This is a genomic window from Bradyrhizobium roseum (assembly GCF_030413175.1).
In the GTDB taxonomy this organism is placed as follows: domain Bacteria; phylum Pseudomonadota; class Alphaproteobacteria; order Rhizobiales; family Xanthobacteraceae; genus Bradyrhizobium; species Bradyrhizobium roseum.
The window spans coordinates 4,433,238-4,449,640 of the sequence record NZ_CP129212.1; the positions used below are offsets into that span (position 1 = coordinate 4,433,238).

7 protein-coding genes are annotated in these 16,403 nt (G+C 61.7%); 2 read left to right on the top strand and 5 right to left on the bottom strand.

The window, feature by feature from the left end:
• Positions 1-29: 29 nt before the first annotated feature.
• Positions 30-10,031, bottom strand: coding sequence for a choice-of-anchor I family protein (locus tag QUH67_RS21265; RefSeq protein ID WP_300940953.1), 10,002 nt, complete (start codon positions 10,029-10,031; stop codon positions 30-32).
• 512 nt (positions 10,032-10,543) lie between these two features.
• On the opposite strand from QUH67_RS21265, the gene QUH67_RS21270 reads away from it, so the two are divergent.
• Together QUH67_RS21270 and QUH67_RS21275 are read left to right on the top strand one after the other, a co-directional pair.
• Complete coding sequence (locus QUH67_RS21270) at positions 10,544-10,777, top strand: hypothetical protein (protein ID WP_300940955.1); 234 nt, start codon at positions 10,544-10,546, stop codon at positions 10,775-10,777.
• 36 nt (positions 10,778-10,813) lie between these two features.
• Positions 10,814-12,490, top strand: coding sequence for a recombinase family protein (locus QUH67_RS21275; RefSeq protein ID WP_300940956.1), 1,677 nt, complete (start codon positions 10,814-10,816; stop codon positions 12,488-12,490).
• 64 nt (positions 12,491-12,554) lie between these two features.
• Here the strand turns inward: QUH67_RS21275 and QUH67_RS21280 are convergent, their stop codons facing one another.
• From QUH67_RS21280 to mog, 4 genes are all read right to left on the bottom strand, one after another.
• Entirely contained in the window at positions 12,555-13,511 is a 957-nt protein-coding gene (locus tag QUH67_RS21280; protein ID WP_300940957.1) for a S1/P1 nuclease, read from the bottom strand.
• 478 nt (positions 13,512-13,989) lie between these two features.
• On the bottom strand, positions 13,990-15,261 hold the full coding sequence (locus QUH67_RS21285; RefSeq protein ID WP_300940958.1) for a molybdopterin molybdotransferase MoeA: 1,272 nt from the start codon (positions 15,259-15,261) through the stop codon (positions 13,990-13,992).
• Between the two features lie 38 nt (positions 15,262-15,299).
• Positions 15,300-15,830: a DUF2478 domain-containing protein gene (locus QUH67_RS21290; protein ID WP_300940960.1), complete on the bottom strand. Its 531-nt coding sequence runs from the start codon at positions 15,828-15,830 to the stop codon at positions 15,300-15,302.
• A gap of 28 nt (positions 15,831-15,858) precedes the next feature.
• A complete protein-coding gene (gene mog, locus QUH67_RS21295; RefSeq protein ID WP_300940962.1) occupies positions 15,859-16,398 on the bottom strand; it encodes a molybdopterin adenylyltransferase in 540 nt (179 codons plus the stop codon).
• Positions 16,399-16,403: the final 5 nt, after the last annotated feature.

A 16,403-nucleotide genomic window follows, 5' to 3' on the forward strand; every position in this document is an offset into this window, starting at 1 on the left:
CAATTCATACGGTCAAGCCAGCCTGGACGTCAGGCGAAGCGGAAGTCGTCCACCGTGAGCGTATTCTTGCTGACGCCGACCACCGTGATGCTGGACCCGTCGGCATACTCGATCTCGGCACCGATCAGGGTGTTCGTCACCGCGCCCGACTGCATCAGCGCATTGAAGTCGGCGAACGCCGCGGCATCGAGTTGGATGACGTCATCGGAGCCCGCACCGGACTTGAAGTCGAACACGGTGTCGCGTCCGTCCCCGCGCTGGAACACGAAGGTGTCGTTGCCCTGGCCGCCATAGAGCAGATCGTTGCCCTGTCCGCCGACCAGCGTGTCGTTTCCATTGTCGCCGGACAGGCTGTCGCGGCCGGCTTCGCCGCGCAGAATGTCCTTGCCGGCACCGCCGGACACAAAGTCATTGCCGTCGCCGGCGTTGACGATGTCGTCGCCGCCTTCGGCGAAGACGAAGTCGGCCGAGCCGCGCGCATTGATCAGATCGACGCCCCCGGTGCCAAACAGCAGGTTGGCGCCGTTGGTGCCGTTGATCACGTTCGCATCCGTCTCGCCGGCGACCGTCAGCGTGAATATGCCGGTCGACGAAGCGTGGGCGGAGTCCTGCGCCGTATAACGGATCGTGACGCTGGCATTTTCGCCATTGTTCAAACCGTCGAACAGGTTGCCGGGGTTGAAATGCAGTTGGCCACTCTGATTGATCGAGAAGGCCGACTGGGCGCTCGCGTTGCTCAGGTTGATGCCCGACACTCCCGTCACCTCGAAGGCCGTCAGGGTCGGCGGAACACCATCCTCGACATCGGTGTCGTTTGCCGTCAGGGCGAACGCCTTCGACTGGTTTTCACCGGCGGTGGCGACGTCGTTCACGGTGACCGGCGCATCGTTCACCGCAGCGACAGTTACGTTCACGACAGCGTCGACCGGCGGCGCGATGCCGTCGCTGACCTTGATCGTGAAGCTATCGTCGCCGTTGTAGTTCAGCTGCGGCGTGTAGATATACTGGCCCTGCGCATTCACGCTCACCGTGCCGTGCTGAGCGGCGCCGGCCTGGAAGCTAAGCGTATTGCCATCCACATCGCCAGCAGCGATCTGACCAACCAGCGCGGTGTCTTCGCTGGTGCCGGCTGCCACCGGCGACGTCACTGTCGGCGCGTCGTTCACCGCCGCGACCGTCACATTCACCGCGACGTCGACCGGCGGTGCGATGCCGTCGCTGACCGTGATGCTGAAGCTGTCGGTGCCGTTGTAGTTCAGGGTGGGCGTGTAGGTGTACTGGCCCTGGGCATTGACGCTCACCGTGCCGTGCTGGGCGGGTCCAGCCTGGTACGTCAGCACGTTGCCATCCGCATCGCCGGCGGCGACCTGACCGACCAGCACGGTGTCCTCGTTGGTGTTCGCCGTCACCGGAGACGTCACCGTCGGCGCATCGTTCACCGCCGTGACGACGAAGCTGACCTTGCCGGTATCCGAACCGCCACGGCCGTCGCTGAGCGTGTATTCGAACGACGCCGCGCCACTGAAGTTGGCCGCCGGGGTGAACTTCACGCCGCCCGCGACCAGCTCCACAGTCCCTCCGACCACATTGGAGACGGCGCTGATCGACAGCGAGTCGAGATCGGCATCGCTATCGTTGCCGAGAATATCGGCGAACGCGATCACGAAGGCCGCGGCGTCTTCGAGGAGGGCCGCCGCCGTATCGTCCACTGCCAGCGGGCCACGATTGACCTGTGCCCCGTCGATGCCGGCGCGGTCGAGCTGCTGGCCGTTGGCGAAGACCACCTTCTCCACACCACCACCAGCCTGCTGGTCCTTCAGCGTGATCACGCCGCCATCGGCAAGCAGGATTTCAGTGTCGTTGCCGTGCTTCTGGAACGTGACGTTCGAGGCGACCAGATCCTGGAACACCAGTTCGTCGGTGTCGGCAGGCGTCGCGGACTTCTCGGTAATGGTGTCGGAGCCGTCTCCCAACTCGTAGGAGTATTGATCCGAACCCGCACCGCCCGCCAGCGCGTCAGCGCCGCGGCCGCCTTCGAGCTGATCGTTCTGCTCGCCGCCGTCGAGCAGATCGTCACCGGATCCGCCGAGCAGGGTGTCGCGGCCCGGTCCGCCGTAAAGCTTGTCGTTGCCGCCACCACCGCGCAACAGGTCGTTGCCGCCATAGCCGAACAGCGTGTCGTTGCCGCCGTTGCCGGTCAGCACGTCGTCCAGCGCCGAACCATTGAGACGATCGTCGCCGGTTCCGCCGTTAAGGGTCACGGCCTGAGCGTCGAGCACGGTGTCGGTACGAACCGCCTGGTTCTGGATGCGAAGGTCACCCGACTGCGGGGTATCGATCGTGTCGTAGGCCGTCGCCGGGGTGCCGAAGTTTTCGGAAATATAGTCCGAAAACGCCTTCTGCTCGCCCAATACGCTGGCTGCGGTGGTTCCGCCTCCGGCAAACCCGGCCGCGGAGGTGAAGTCGAGCGCCTCGTCCACCGGGGCCGACAGCGTGCCATCCGCGAGCAGATAGCGGAAATTCTCGCCATTTGCCTTGGTTGGATAGCCGTCGCCGCCATTGGCGGTGAAGTTCAATGTCACCACCGTGATGACCGAGGGGACATCCGGCAAAATGACGCCATTATCGACCAGCTTGACGATGACATTGCCGTCCTCGTCGATCAGGGAAAGGTCGCGAATGCGGGAACCAGGCGTGGTGCCAACGTTGCCCGGCCGAGTCGGATCGTAGGAGTACGCGACGCCGCCAATCTGCGGGAAGCCGCCATTGTTCGGACCGAGGCCCGCACCCCAGTTGAGGAGGTTGAGCAGGCCCTGCACGGTGGTGTCGAACGCCATCAGCTTGTTGTCAAAGCGCAGCGAGTTTTCGATATCGAGCTGCGAGATCGCACCGCTCGGCTTGTTGGCGTCCGGATTGGCTTCAGTCGGCAGCTTGGTGATCGCGCCGGTGATCGGATCGGGATCGGACACCGTACCGATCGACGATCGGATCCCGCCGCCGTTCTTGAGCGAGATCACGAACGGGACGTCGCCGATCGCATCGCGCAAGGCATCCGCGTTCGCGTCGGCCGAGACGTCTCCGAGGTTGGTTTCCTCGTTACGGATGATGGCGCGCTCACCCTCAAGGTAGACGCTGGAGAACCCGAACAGGTTACCGTCCTTGACGTTGATGACGGATTGAACGGCGTCGGTGACGTCACGGACCTTGTCGCCGCGGGTACCATCTGCGAACGCGGTATTTTCGAGGTTGTCGACCGTAGTGTTGAACGCTTCCGCCACGTTCTCGGCCGTCGAGGCGTACGCACCGTTGATCGACTGGTTTGCCGTGAGGCTCGGGAGAACGACCCGGCCCTGGCTGTCGAAGTCGACGACCAGTCGACCGAGATAGGTGTACTCGCTGTCGGTGTTGACGATCAGCGTGGTACCGCCGTCAGCGCCCGTGGTGACCAGCGGGTAGGTGTCGGCGGCGATCGGGCTATGGCCCGGGAACGCGACCAGTTCGTCGTCGGCATCGGCAAGGCGCGTGTCCGAGCCAGCCGACAGGATGATGTCCACGCCCCTCAGCAGCGTTGCCAGCAGCTTCTCGTTCTGAATCTGCTGCAGATGCGACTGAACGATGATCTTGTTGACGCCCTCGGCGATGAGTTCGTCGATGATCGGCTGCAGCTGGGCTGCGAGCAGCACCATGTCGTTGACTTCGCCGTTGGCGCCGGGACCGGTGGGGAACCCCTTTACCTCGGTGCCGGTCGGCGAGGAGATCGATTCGATCAACTGCGTGGTCGCACCAACCAGGCCGATCTTCTCGGTGCCCTCCGTGATCACCACAGCCGGCGCAATCCGGCCCTTCAACGTATTGGCTTCCTGGGTCAGCGTCCCCGTTCCGTTGCCCACCGTATTGGTGAAGCGCGGGTTGAGGTCGGCGTCGCCCGAGAAGTCGAGATTCGATGACAGGTAGACGAAGTTCGCACCGGAATAGCCGGCAACGCTGCCGGGCGTGAACGAATCGCGCAGGACGCGTGACCCGAGGTCGAACTCGTGGTTGCCGATGGTCGAGGCCTCGACGCCGATCGCGTTCAGAATGGAGATGTCGGCGGCTGCAATCGGCACGTTGACGCCCGCAGCAATGGTCGAGCCCGATGCGGCGTTGATCGCGGCGCGGACGGACGGGTCGGTACCCGCAGAAAGGAATGGACCAGCGAGGAAGTTGTCGCCGCCGGAGACCACCAGGGTGTTGGCGTAGTCGTCCTCGAAGGCGTCCACGAGGGCAGCGAGATTCTTCGCGGTCTTGGTCGCCAGCAGGCTGGCTTCGCCGTCCGAGAAGTGCAGCAATTGCAACCGGTAGGTCTGCGGTGCCGCGATGGTGAAGTCGAGTTCGTTCTGCGCGATACCGCCGAACGCATTGCCGGCGATGTCGGTGATCACGCCCGAGGCCAGCGTGACGTCATAGCTGGCGCCGGCCGCCAGCTCGGCGGTCGGATTGATGGTGACGGTGTTGCCGGAGATGGTGACCTGCGAGGCGTCGCCGATCGCGATGGTGCGGGTGTCGCCCGCGCCGTTGCTGATGACGATGTTCCCGGTACCTGCGGCAACGGCTTCGTTGAACGTCAGCACGATGTTGTTGCCGGCGGCGACGTCGGCCGCGTTGTCGGCAGGGGACGCCGCTGTGAGCACGGGACCCGTCACATCAGCCAACTCGGCGGCCGTGAATGTACGATCCGCGAATTCGAATAGCTCAATGTTCGTGATGATATCGGTGCCGTCTGACAATCCGGTGCGGTTGTCGGTGATGACAAACGAGCCGGCCTCCACGGTGACGGTGTAGTTGCTTCGCGCGCCGGTGAACACGGCAATGTCGCCCACCGCGCCGTTGGCGCCGCCATCCACGAAGTCGTTGCCGCTTCCGGCGGCGATGCGATCGTCGCCCCCAAGTCCGTCGATCGTGTCATTGCCGTTGAGGCTGCCGCGCACGCCGAACTTCGCGGTGTAGGCGGCCTGGTCGAACAGGTCGTTGCCATTGGTTGCGATGGCAGCCGAACGCGACATCACGAGCGACGATACCGACGGATCGTGATCGGAGACCTGGTCGATGAACTCCGAATTGATGTGCACGATATCGAACTGGGCACTGTCGAGCAGGTTGTTGGACACCAGGATGTGATCCAGCGCCTGTGCGTTGCCGTCGAAATTGTAGGAATAGCGCTCGTTTTCAGGAAGCTTGCTGATCAGCTCCGAAAGCACCGCGGTGCCGGGCGTGAAGACACTCGGGGTGCCATCCGGGCTGGCGGTGGTGCGAACGAGCTGACCCGTCACGAGATCGACAACCGGGAAGAACTGGAAGTCATTGAGGTCACCCAGCACGACGATACGGTCGTCGGTCGCAGACCCGTTTGCCAGCAGCCCATCGACAAAGGCGTTGATCGCTTCGGCCTGGCCTTCACGCTCGCTCGACGTACCGGTCTGCTGCGAAGATCCGTTGATCGGGTCGGCATAGAGCGGCAAGTCCAGCAGCGTGGTGTAAAGCGGCGTCGAGCCGCCCTTTGATGACAGATGGTTGTTGACGGTCCAGAACGTACCGCCCTGGTCGTCGGTGTAGCCCACCGGCGACCATTCCATCGGCAGCGATTTGCGCGTGGCGGTGAAGTCGGTATTGCCCTGCCCGATCTGGTTGGCGCTGGCGAACTGCTGCACCTTCACGCCGTTGGCGTCGGTGACAATGTCGGTCAGGCCATTGCGGGAGGTCGGCGAAACCGCAAGCGGGTCATACAGATAGGCGACGCGCTGATTGCCGTTCGGGATGCCGCCGATATTGTCGATCGGCGGCGAATCGATTGCCACGTAGCGCGGTCCGCCGGCGGCAACGATAGCGTCGATCAGTTGCGACAGCGTCTCCGAGGCGCTCGTGGTGCCCGAGCTGGTGGCCCCGTCATTGTCCAGCACTTCCTGGAGCGCAATGATCTCTGGCGTCTTCAGGTTGTTGACGATGGCCGCCGCAAGGCCGGCGAACTTGCTTGCCGGCGTCGGCACGCCATCCACCGGTTGACCCACCGGCGTCAGGTTCTCGACGTTGAAGGTCGCAACGCGGATCCGGTCCAGGTTCGCCTCGATGGTGGTGGTTTCCTTCTCGAGGTTCGCAGTCGTCACCGGACCATAGGCCTCGGTCGTATTCACCTCATACTGGCCGTTGGCGTAGTTGACGACGCCGGTCACGTCGCCTAGGCGATCGCCGGTCTGAAAGCCTGTCGGCAGCGCCACGCCTGCCTCGTCATCCAACTGAATGCGCTCGGGATTGAAGTCGAACACCTTGTCGGCCGGCTGGGTCGTTCCCGGCGTCGTATCGCTGATCGTCAGGCCGCCACGCGGATTGGTCGAGGAGTTGGCGCCGACGTTCGGGGTTACGAACTGTTCATCAAAGGCCGAGCGGAAAGGACTGGTGACGCGCACGTCTTCGAGCGTGACACGCATACCTTCCAGGGATTCCCAGAAATCCGATCCCTGATTGACCGGGTCGTAGATGCCGGCCGGGGGCGCGGTGTCGACATCATCGTCGCCGAGCGACACCAGCGCAGGCTTGCGCTCGAGGCCGGTCGCGAAATTGTCGACGTCCCCGACGCGCACGGCGGTCGGCAGCGCATTGCCGGTGGATACGATGCTGGTCGTGCCTGCCACCGGATTGAGCTGCGTCGTCGAAAGCTGGTTGGTGCTGGCGAACTCACTGACGGTTGCCGTCAACTGGACTTCCGCGCCAACGACGATGCCGGCGGGAATCGTGACGCCCGCGCCGGTTCCCAGGAAAACAAACACGCCGTCCGACGTGCGGTAGTCGCCGTCGCCGATAGCGTCCTGAATGTAATAGCCGACCGGGTTGTTGCCGCCGTTCTCGGTGCCGGAGGCGTCGATGGCGGTGACGATGCCGCGCACGGTCACCAGCTGGCCGACATAGGCCGAGCGATGTCCCGCGCCCTGAACGTCGTAGATGTGTATCAGGTCGTCGTTCTGGATCGTGCCGGTCGCGACGGACTGGGTGGCGCTGACCGCGGCGGTGATGCCCTGCTGCGTCGTGGTCGCATTGGTGATGGTGACCGTAAAGTTCTCGTTGGCTTCAAACGTCGCATCGCCGGCGACGTTGATCGTCACGGTGGCCGATGCCTGGCCAGCCGGAATGGTGACCGTAACGCTGCTCGGCAGGCCCGTTGTGCCGGCGAAATCCTGCGCATTGGCGCCATTGCTGGCGCCCGCCGCCAATTGCAGCGTCACGTCGACCGAGCCGATGGTGCCGTTGGTGCGCTCGATGGTGAAGGTGAAGGCGGTGGTGCCGCTGTCGCCTTCGACCTGCGTTACGCTGGTCGAGGACGACGCGACACGGACCTCCTGGGAATAACCCTGCGGCAAGGCCGCGTAGACGGTCAGGCCCGAGCCGCTAAAGGCGTTCCCCGACGAATTGCCTTCGTTGGCGGTCAGCACGAGGGCCGTTCCGGTCGGCGAATCCTCGGCGCTGATGAACTTGGTCACTTCGGGCGCATTGCCTTCGCCCGCTGCCGGCGGGTTGTACCCTACAAATGACGCGTTGGCGGGATCGGTGATATCGTAGATCATCACGCCGCCGGCGCGCTCCAAGCTGACGAACGCATAGGTCCGCCCGTTGATGACGCCGATATCCACGCCCTCCGGCTCCGGCCCCTTGTTGTCGGACCGGGTATCGAAGCCGCCGCCTTCGGAGGTGTCGATGTTGAACCGGGTGGCAAAATCCCGCGCGATAATCGCCTCGAACTCACCGCCGGTGTCGCGCACCTTGGTGATGGTGCCGTCGGCATTTTGCTTGAAGATCGACAGGCTGCGACCGCCATAGGCGTAGATCTGGTCGATGTCCCCGTCGCCATCGATGTCGCCGAGATCCCTGCGGATTCGCAGGCGGCCGAGTTCGGCGTTGGCCCGCATCGCGGCTTCATTGGGATACGCGGCATCATCGAGGTCGATGGTGAATACGCCGCCGCTCTGTTCCGCCAGCGTGGCCTCGTCGTCGAGTGCCACACGGGCGTCGCCCTCGTTGGCGGTAACGAAGTAGGTATCGCTGCCGACCTTGAAGCTGGCGATCGCATCCGGCTGCAGCAGGCTGATGACATCGGCGTTGCGGAGATCGATGGCCTGACCGTTCGACGGACCGTCCCGGTCGCTGGCATCGAACGTATTGCCGGCCAGATTACGATCGACGCCGCCGAGCGGCAGGATTGCGAGCGGCTTGGTCGCAGCCGGATCGGTCAGATCGATCACGGCGACCGCGTTGACTTCCTGCAGCGTGACGTAAGCGCGCGTGCCGTCCGGCGACACCGAGATGTATTCCGGCTCGATGTCCGCCGATGCCGTCTGGCCGGTCAACAGCGCTATGCCAGCCTGCTTCAACGCTGCCTCGTAACCATCGAGCAGGTCGAAAGAAATCGTCGCTGAAACCGCAGCGCTTGCCGCGCCGCCGGACAGATCGATGATGGATACGCTGCCCTCGGGGTTGATCAGTTGCGAGCCGCCGCCGGGCAATGTGACCGAAGTCGGCTCACCCTCGTTGGCAACCAGCAGCTTCGAGCCGTCGGCGGTGAACACCACCTGGTCGGGACCAGTTCCCACTTCCACTGCCTTGATGAGCGTGCCGTTGGCGTCGAACAATGCAACGGAGCCGTCAGCGCCCGGTTGATCGCTCGCATAGGCCACGGCCAGAATTCCATTCTTGATCGCGACCGAGTTGGCCCCGCCAAAGCCGTCGAGCGCGGTCAGGTCGATCGACGACACCAAACTTGCGGCACCGGTCGCATCGATTGCAACGACATCGATCTTGTTGCCGATGGTGTTGAGGACATAGGCGCGGCCGGTTGAAGGATCGAACGAAACCACTTCGGCGTTGGTGCCCGCGGCAGGCACATAATTGCCCAGCCGCACGAGTTGGACGGCATTGGTGGCCACAGGGGTCACAACATCGCCCTGCAGCGACGGCGCCTGGTCGAGGATCGTGATACCTTCGATCACGTTTCCAGGCCCGGCGGCATCGTCGTTCTGAATCGTCCCGGTCGCCGCGACCTGCGTTCCAAGCGAAGTCGGAACCGCGCCATCGCTGTTCGACGCTGTTTGCAAGGTGAGCGTGAAATTCTCGTCCGCTTCGACGGCGGTGTCGCCATTGATCAGGATCGTCACGGTCGCCGAAGCCTGGCCCGCCGGTATCGTCCCGTTGAATGCGAACGGCACGGCGACCGCACCATTGAAATCCGTCGCGTTGGCCACTGCCGAAGTCAACTGGCCGCTGAAGCTGACGTCGCCGGCGGTGCCGCCGGTGCGCTCTACATTAAAGGTAAAGGTTGTGGTTCCCGAGTTTCCTTCTGCGTGAGAGACGGAGACTGAGTTGGCCGCAAACGCAACCGTCTGCGGTGGCGTGCCGGACCCGATCGTAAAGGTCACGCCTGCGATCGGAGACTGCGGGTCGGTGAGAAACGGTGCGTCCGGCGCAGTTCCATCGGCTTCCTGGCTGCCACTGCCGCTCTGCGCGACAAAGTTCGCAGTCGTATTGAGCGCGATGAGGGCGGCGGCGCGGGATGCGAACGAACTTCCGCCGAGGATCGGGTCGAACACGGCGACATCGGCGCCGTCAGTCAGGGGCAGCACCAGCGCCGTCGCGCCGGCGGTGAGCCCGGTACCGCCGAGCAGCCCGCTGCCGGTCGCGGTGGTGAAGCCGCCATTTGTATTCGTGACCGCCGTCAGAAAAGTGGTCGGCACGCTCTCGGAGGTGCCGACAAAGGCGTAGATCGCCTCGTCCGAATTGCCGAGCGCGATCGTGCCGCCGGAAACGCTACCGATATTCACAGTGCGCGTGGTGGAGGAAGAGGTATTGAGGAATTCGACGATCGTTCCAGCGGCCAGTTCGCTTCCGCCATTGGTCCACGTCAGACCGCCCTCGCCCGTGTTGAAGGCGCCGCCAGACCCGATTGCCAGACCGTTCCATTCGTTGTCGCTGAAGCGGATAACCGATCCAGCCGCGATCGGATCGATGACCATGAAAGCGAATCCATCATTTCCGTCAGCGTTGAAACCGACGAAAGCAATCGAACCGGGACCAAGAGCCATTTAAATTCTCCGTTGCGAAAAAGGCAAAAGCAAGCCGCGGCGGCACGAGGGGCTCGCGCAGCGTTGAAGGCAGAATCATTTGATGTCGTATTCGACCTCAGCGGCCGGAATATAAACTGGCGTTAATTACATCGAGGTGACGGTTTATTAACCATTCTCCGCCGTCCAACATGGAATCCGGATCCTCGCATCTCTTCCGAGCCAGCGAATTCAAACCCGCCGGAAAACATCCAATTGAAAATGAAAAAGCAGCAATAGCCTACCTGGAAGTTGACCCGGAAATCTCAGGCGAGCACCACTCGCTCAGGCGTCAGCCAGCACTGATCAGCTGATTTTCACGGCGCGCGTTCCGCTACCAAGAAAGCGACCTATTCCGCGCTAATCATGGTTGCCCTCGCCCTCCGGTTGCGGTTGAATATTGCCAAAGCCGTGGGGTGAACGTCATGACGCCAGACCAAAAAGCAGTCTACGAAGGGATCACAGGCCTCATCCAGCGCATGGCAATGGAGATTGCCGGACTTCCCAAAGATCAGCGCGAGGCCGCGCTACAGTTAGCGCGCAAGTCGATTGCACGTAAACTAGCTGAACCCGAGCTTGTCGAAATTTGCACACGCAGCATCGCCACCGTTCTTCGTCAGATTGAAGAGTCAGGCAACCCTTCCGGGGGGCACGCATAGAACTGGCCGCCCTGGCTGCATTCCGGAGTGTTGGTCATGGCCAATGCACTCGTCGTCCGCCGCAACACGCAACTGGCAAAGGCCGAAAAGGCGCTTCGTGCGGCCCAGTACGTGCGAATGTCGAGGGAAATGCAGCGATATTCGATTCAAAATCAGCGGGCCGCAATAGCGGCCTACGCTGAGCAACGCAACCTTACGATCGTCCGGACCTATGTCGACGAAGGACGCAGCGGCCTGACGATCAGGAGACGGCCGGGCCTGACAGAACTAATCGAGGATGTCCAACTGGGGCGCGCAGATTTCGGTCACATCCTGGTATATGACGTCAGCCGCTGGGGGCGCTTTCAAGATGTCGACGAAAGTGCGCACTACGAGTTCCTGTGCAAGCAACGCGGCGTCAAGGTTGTCTATTGCGCTGAGCAGTTTGAAAATGATGGGAGCATGATCGCGAGTTTCGGCAAGACCGCAAAGCGGCTGATGGCGGCAGAGTGGAGCCGGGAGCTTGGGGTAAAAGTGCTCGCCGGTCACTGCCGGATAGCGAGCCTAGGCTACCGCGTCGGCGCACCGCTAACGTTCGGGCTCCGTCGGGAAATGGTCGATGAAAGGGAATGCTCGAAAGGCCTGCTGGCAAAAGGTGAGTTCAAGGCCTTGCAAGCCGACCGTGTGCGACTTCGGATCGGACCAGACGAAGAGATAGCGGTCGTCAGGTGGATATTCCAGCAGTTTGTCCTCAATCGCAAAACCGACGCTGAAATTGCACGGCAGCTCAATCAAGGGAACGTCCCCAATCACCATGGGCGCCCTTGGAGCTCCCTCATGGTTCACGACATTCTGAAAAACGAGAACTATGTCGGCAATCTCGTCTACAACAAAACCTCCCGGCGTCTCGGACAGACGCAAGTAAGCAATCCCGACCATCTGTGGGTCCGGAGGCTTGGAGTAGTACCGCCGGCGATCGACCAGGATCTTTTCGCGCGCGCTCAAAAGATTATGGCAGAGCGATACATCTCGATCCCGGAAGACCAGATGTTGCGCAGACTCCGCATTGCTCTTGCCCGCAAGGGAAAGCTCAGTTCCAGCATCATCAAGAAGACAGCGGGCCTTCCATCTCCCGCATGCTACGTCAAGCATTTTGGTTCGATCAGAAACGCCTACAAGCTCATCGACTATGATGGATCGCGCGACTGTAGGTGGTTTGACGCGCGGGATCGCTGGACCGCGGTATTATCGGAGCTAGCAAACCAGGTTGCCGAGGCGTTGAAGGCCGATCTCGGGGTTCGCTTGAACCTCACCGACGATGGAACAGCACTGACACAGAACGGAAGCGATAAGATCATCTCCTTTCAAGTGGTTCGAAAGTTGGCGAAGCGGTCGCCAAAGCACGTTGCGCTATGGAGAGCCCACCAGAGAAAGCAGCGCGCCGAATTTGGCGTCTACTTGCGGCTGAACGATTCTAACGAGGCGATTCAAGACTATGTATTGTTGAGGTCAGCGGAGACGGCCTCGCCATACCTAACACTTTCAGATGGTCTTTTGGCTCGGCACAACGCGGTTCGCATCGACGCCGTGAGCGATCTTATTCGAGACATTGAATCGAGAATGATATCATTCGGCCATGCCGCGCCAGCCAAACGAGGCCGATCAAACAGGCAACGGAAATCGATGCTGCCAAAGTCCAAGAACGACAGCGAGCTTCGACGCCTCAAAAAGTAAAGTATGAATGCTCTACCTTAACTAGACAGAATTATGTAAGTCGCTCTCGCCAGCTGCGCACGGCTCACCTCAAGGCATTGTTTATCAGATTCGCAAGCCGGGCTGCCGCAAGGGCAGCCTGACTGCGCGCAATGTTGTGCGCATTGGTTTCGTATTCTCGGGTTAGATAGACCGCATTCTTTCCCAGGCTGACCGGGGGCGCGTATGCATATTGCTTTGCCAATTCCGCACTTTCCTCGATCCACCTCTGCGGATCAGCAATCTTGGCAGCAACGTCATTCACGGAGAGACTTGCGATTCCCTCCTTGCTGTCGGCGTCGAATACGGCTCCGTAAGCAGATGAGTAGCCTCCAAAAACCGCGTCCCAGTAGGCATGAAGCGCTACGGTCTCCCCCGTGGCTGGAATCACTTGCTCGGCATTGCCACCGGCGTCGCCATCCGGGATTTGTCTTGTGTAGCGCCCGCTGCCGTGAAGTGGCTGATGCGCGTCGCCCACAAGATGCAGGATCCAGACGAGGTCATAAGACCGCACATCATCTGGTGCGCCGGAACCTGCGGGAAGCGCCGCGATCATCACGTTCAATTGTGTGACCAGATCAACGGGATCTGGCGGGGGAAGAGGCGTCATATCCGGCGACCAATTGATGTCCTTGAAGTGCCAGTAGGGATGCTGGTTCTTGTCGGCGTAGCCTATGTTTTGGCTGGCCGGTGGACTATCCGCTTTATCGCGAGTGTAATTGTATTCTTTGGTCTTGATATCGTCTGCCCAGGTGGCAGCGTGAACGAATGCGTATAGCTTCGCCGTCTTCGGATCCGTGACGCCCGCGGTCCATTTGCCATAGTCCGGATTAAGTCTCAGGAGAATATCCACCTTATCTTTGACCGAAGCATTGAGTTTCTTGTAGGCCACGTAAGCGATCTGCATATGGCCCGCATCCCACCAGGCCATGGCCGGGCTGGGAAAGCTCCCGAAAATGAAGGCGAAGCTGGTAAGGATGCCGAGCAAGCGCTGCGATTTCATCGTGTCCTCCCGCCAAAACTCCACTCGATGGGTCTAGGTTTCACTCAGACCAGTACCTATGAACCACTTCACAGTCCTGGATCACAACGCCAAGCCTTAACATAGCCTGAGCTCACTATCCTTTTGCGATAGGTGACATGAGAATCCGTGGCCCGAACCGTGCGGCATGGATCAGTGTGCTTGATTCCTGCCCGGCCTTTTCTGCCAGCCAAGCTAGACTAAACCCCTCGTTTGGTTGACTAGGGATCCACGGACTGGTTTCACGCAAGAGGTCCAAGGTTCGAACCCTTGTGCGTCTACCACAAGCCTTTAAAATCAATAGTTTATAGAATTTATTCCCTCGAGGCGTGCCCCAAATAGGCTGGGGCACAATAGGGGCACCTCGCTTTGGCATTGACGACGAAAATGGCTCCGCATCGCATCGCGGTCTCCATTCTTTGCCTAATCCTGTCAGGCAGCGTGGCGGTAGCCACACTCCTTATCTCGCAAATGGCCGCCAGCGTATCTGTGCTCCGCATTCGATGGATTTCACTTCTGGCGCGACAACTACGAATCCGGCAGCGAGGCTGAGCTGATGCAGCTTGCCGGAGTTGGCATCCGGCAACAGCTCGATTAGCGGCAAGCCGTTCTCGATGCCCAAGAGAACGGCGGGCAGATAGGTAGTGCGGCCGGGCCGACCCTTCCAGTTGAAATTTGCGATTGCCGCGCACTCACTATCGCGCTCAGGCCTGATACCGGCGCGAGCTGCCAAAATCTGATCCACAATGACTTTGAACGTCGTGAACAACGCGCCGGGATTGCCGGGAAGACCGACGTAGGTCGCATCGGCCAATTTGCCGAGAACGAGCGGCTTACCCGGCTTGATGGCGACCTTGCGAACCCACAGCTTTCCGCCGCAGCGCTGGAACGCCTCCACCACGTGGTCCTCGTCGCCCACGGATATGCCGCCGGCGCTGACGATGACGTCGGCGCACGCAGCCGCCGACTGGAAGATCGCTCGCAATTTGGACGGCTGGTCCAGGCAACTTCCGAGATCGACGATGTCGATCCACGGCCTGCCCAGCAGGCTGCGCAGGATGAAACGGTTCGAGTCATAGATCTCGCCGGGCTGGATGCTTTCGCCGGGTTGCCGAAGCTCAGAGCCGGTCGTGAACATCGTCACGCGAAGCTTGCGGAAGACGCGAACGCCGGGATAGCCGCAGGTCGCGGCAACGCCCGCCTGCAACGGCCCCATCACCGTGCCTACTTCGATCAGGCTGTCGCCCTCGCTGACGTCCTCACCCCGCCGCCTGATGTTGTCGGACGGTCGCGTTGAACGGGAGAGAATGATACTGTCGCCTTCCCGACGGACGTCTTCCTGAGCGACGACGGCATCGGCGCCGGCGGGAATCGGCGCGCCCGTCAGGATGCGAACGGCGCACCCGCGCTGCAACGCAGGATTTCCAATCGTGCGGCGGGCCGGGATGCTGCCGGTCACTTTCAGCAAGGTTGGAATGTCGGCAGACAGGTTAGTCGTGTCGACCGCATATCCATCCATCGCGCTATAATCGAAACGCGGCAGCGGGGCATCCGCCCTTATCGTCTGCGCGAGAATCCGGCCGCTTACGTCGCACAGGTCCACCCGTTCCGTTTCCACGATCGGCCGTGCCCCAGCCAGGCCGATGGCGAGCGCCCGCTCGACTGAAACGAGGTCTTCCATTGAAGGGGCGACGCAAGCGTCGATCCGTGGTGCCTGTAGCTGCGTCGGCATTTTTCCTCCACCCTGTCTCGCAGGCTCTCAGCAATTGTCTAACAGGACGCCGGCTCCGGACTTTGCGCTATCGCAACAGGAAACGTACTGTTGAGCCAATCCAGAGTCTCGGACGGATCGCTGGAGAACTCGGCCGACAGACCCTCGGCAAACTTGCGCCATGCCTCCAGGTTGCGGATCGGGACCCCGATCACGACGGGAATGCCGCGGTCGATCGCGATGGCGATCAGATCGAGCAACCCGCGGCCTTCGGCTTCCACCTTGCCGAACTTGTTCAGGATCATCACTTGCGGGGCCGCATCGAGCGAACGCGTCACCTGCGCGTTGACCTCGGCGAGCGCCGCCACGTCGAGCCTGCACCCTTGCGCGCCCGGACCACGGTCTTCGAACAGATCGGTCCGCCGGCCGGTCGTGAGCTCTTCCAGCGCCACGTCGCAATGACCTGCCGCATCCGAGCAAACCGGATGTTGCAGCACGCCGGCCGCCCGAAGCCCCCGCCCGCGACAATGCTCCACGATGGCTTCAAAGGTTGATTGCGGATAGGCCTCGTTGGCGTACACGATCGCCACCAGGGCCTGCCGGGGCCGCACGCTTGCGCTATACGGCGGGACGGAATGCAATGCATACATCTGGATTCACCTCCATTCGTCGCGCCCCGATCAGATCGAGGCAGTAGGGTACAGCGGGAAAGACCGCGTTCAGGCAGACATCGATCGCCGAGGGCCGTCCCGGCAGATTGACGATCAAACACTTTCCGCGGGTTCCGGCGGTCTGCCGGGAGAGAATGGCGGTCGGCACCTGTTCGAGGCTGACCCGGCGCATCAGTTCGCCAAAACCTTCCAGTTCGCGCGTGATGACCATCCGCGTTGCTTCCGGTGTCAGGTCACGTGGGGCCGGCCCGGTGCCGCCAGTGGTCAGGAGCAGGTCGCACCCCTCGCGATCCACCATCTCGGTCAGCGCCTGCGCCACACTTTCGATACCGTCAGGCACGATCCGGACGACTGCGACCCAATTCGACTGCATCACACGGGCGAGGAAATCGTTGATCGCCTTGCCGCTGACATCCTCATATTCGCCCCGGCTGGCGCGATCGGATATCGTGAGCACGCCGATCCGTGCCAGCAGATTGTCCGGCATGTCAG